Here is a 1,962-nt window from a genome sequence, read left to right as displayed (position 1 = left end):
ACAGGGGAGGGAAGGTACCCCGGCCCCCCACCCGGCCGCACCAGGAGGGGAGAGCACACACCGCCAGGCGGCCCTGGGATGCCGGCCAGGACCGCGCACCTCGCGACGTCGGGCGCGATCGTGTACGCCGTGAGGTCGCCGGAGGGCAGGCCGTGCGGGCGGTGGCCGGCGAGCCAGGTTCGGGCGGTCTCCAACATCCAGAGGTTCCATGCCTGGTAGTCATGGATATGCGGGTAGGCCCCGGGCGGCCGGGCGGGACCAGCACGCACAGTAGGAGCAGCAGACGGCCGGTCAAGGACAGGCCGAAACGGGCGGTCGGCGGCCCGGGGAGGTTCAGTTACTGTGCGGGCCGGAACGGGGTACGAGACGTCATAGGAACGACAGGGCCCGGCGGCCCGCCAACGGATGGGCGAGCCGTGAACGGCCGCGCTGGCGGTGCTGCGGTGTGGCGACCGTCCCACACCCCAGGGGAAGGAGGGTGGGAAGGTGCCTGCGAGACCCGCACCACCAGAGCACAAGCGGCGGGGCGGGAGCAGGACCCACGGTAGGAGCGGCAGACCGCCAGTCAAAGCCGGACCTGATCGGACAGACCAGACGGGCGGGCGGGTGAGCAGCGGCCGGGCAAGCGCTCCTCGGCGGGAGCAAGGCGCGCGATCGCGCGTCAGGAGCGGCGAACAGCCCGGACGACCTCCGCCCCCGGGACGCAGTACTGCTGCGCCCCGGGGGCGGGGTTGTGGTGCTGACGGTGGCGTGCGCGGCGGGGGCCGCCGAGGGCTGGCTCAGTCGCCGTAGGTGAGGCTGACGCTGTCCTTACTGACCTCCAGCTCCAGCCAGCGCAGCCCGTCCGTCACGGCGGCGCGAAGCCGCTCCAGCATCGTGGTGGTGGCGTCGCTGGACAGGGGCTCGTTCAGCGGGAAGTATTCCGCGAAGTCGTGGCCGCCAACCGGGGTGTCGCTGAGTTCGTCCTCGGTGCCGGGGCCCCAGCCGTCGGCGTGGACGACGTGGTGGTGGATGTTCTTGCCGGGCAGGTGCGGAAGGCCGTTGGACATGATGTAGGTGCCGTCGTCCTTCACCCAGATGAGGCATGCTCCGCTGGCGTCGGAGTAGGGGCTGGTGCGGTGGTCGGGTGCTGCGGCCGCGTGCTCGGCGAGAGGCAGAATGTCGGCCAGCGGGAATCGAAGTAGCAGTGGCTTGGACATGGGCGTAAGTCCGTTCTTCTGAGGCGGAGTTGAGAACACGGGCTCGGGTCCGCATTCGGGCACGGACTGAGATGGCCGTGACGAGGTGCGGCGCGGGGGCGGGTGTGGTGGGGCGCCCCGTCCGCAAGGCGGGCGGGGCGTCTGGAAGCCCGCACGGCGCCGGACGGTCAGGGCCGTGCGGACGGGAACCGGACACACCATAGGAACGGCGGACGGCCGGTCAACCCCGGGCGCCGGTAGGGAGGGTCGCGGCAGTTCACGGCGCCGACAGCGGCTGGGGACGCGACGGCGCCACAAGGCCGGTCCGCGACTGGGGGTGCAGCGGCGGTGCCGCCGCGCCGGGGCGGACGAGGGCCATGCCGCGGACAAGGGTGGTGGCACGAAGCCCGGCCGCTCCGGGGAACGGTTCGTTCAGGTCCCGGGCCACCCGTAGAGGGGGCTCCGCCTGGCGCATCACGACCGGTTACCACCGGGCCGGTTGAGGCCCTGGACGGCCTGGTCGCAGGTGCGGACACCGAGCCTGCGGTAGGCGCGGAGCAGGGTCGTGCGGACAGCCTGCTCGCTGATGTACAGGGCTGTGGCGATCCGGTGCGGCGACAGACCGGCTTCGGTGTGGCGGATGATATCGGCTTCACGGGCGGTCAGCGGACGGGTGGGGTGGTCAGGCATCTCAGAGGGCGGTTCGTGAGTATTTGACTGGTTCTGTTGTCACCTGATGGTGTGGGCGGGGGTGGAGTCCGCCCGTCCGAGGCCGGTGGTCTGT

General features: G+C 71.7%; 2 protein-coding genes. Both read right to left on the bottom strand.

The features are described from left to right. Positions 1-779: 779 nt before the first annotated feature. The gene (locus tag AB0P03_RS40735) at positions 780-1,199 is read right to left on the bottom strand and encodes a DUF3085 domain-containing protein (RefSeq protein WP_363633785.1); all 420 of its coding nucleotides are present in this window, start codon (positions 1,197-1,199) and stop codon (positions 780-782) included. A gap of 453 nt (positions 1,200-1,652) precedes the next feature. After that, positions 1,653-1,868 (bottom strand): helix-turn-helix transcriptional regulator, encoded by a 216-nt coding sequence (locus AB0P03_RS40730; RefSeq protein ID WP_363633783.1) that lies wholly within the window; start codon positions 1,866-1,868, stop codon positions 1,653-1,655. Positions 1,869-1,962: the final 94 nt, after the last annotated feature.

Source organism: Kitasatospora sp. NPDC088779 (assembly GCF_040685395.1).
Lineage (GTDB): Bacteria > Actinomycetota > Actinomycetes > Streptomycetales > Streptomycetaceae > Kitasatospora.
The sequence above is the reverse complement of the archived record's forward strand: the minus strand, read 5'-3'. Positions and strand labels throughout refer to the sequence as shown.

What these genes read in the sequence shown, in the direction of transcription:
- AB0P03_RS40735 (WP_363633785.1), bottom strand. Translation starts at nt 1,199, where the DNA reads ATGTCCAAGCCACTGCTACTTCGATTCCCGCTGGCCGACATTCTGCCT.
- AB0P03_RS40730 (WP_363633783.1), bottom strand. Translation starts at nt 1,868, where the DNA reads ATGCCTGACCACCCCACCCGTCCGCTGACCGCCCGTGAAGCCGATATC.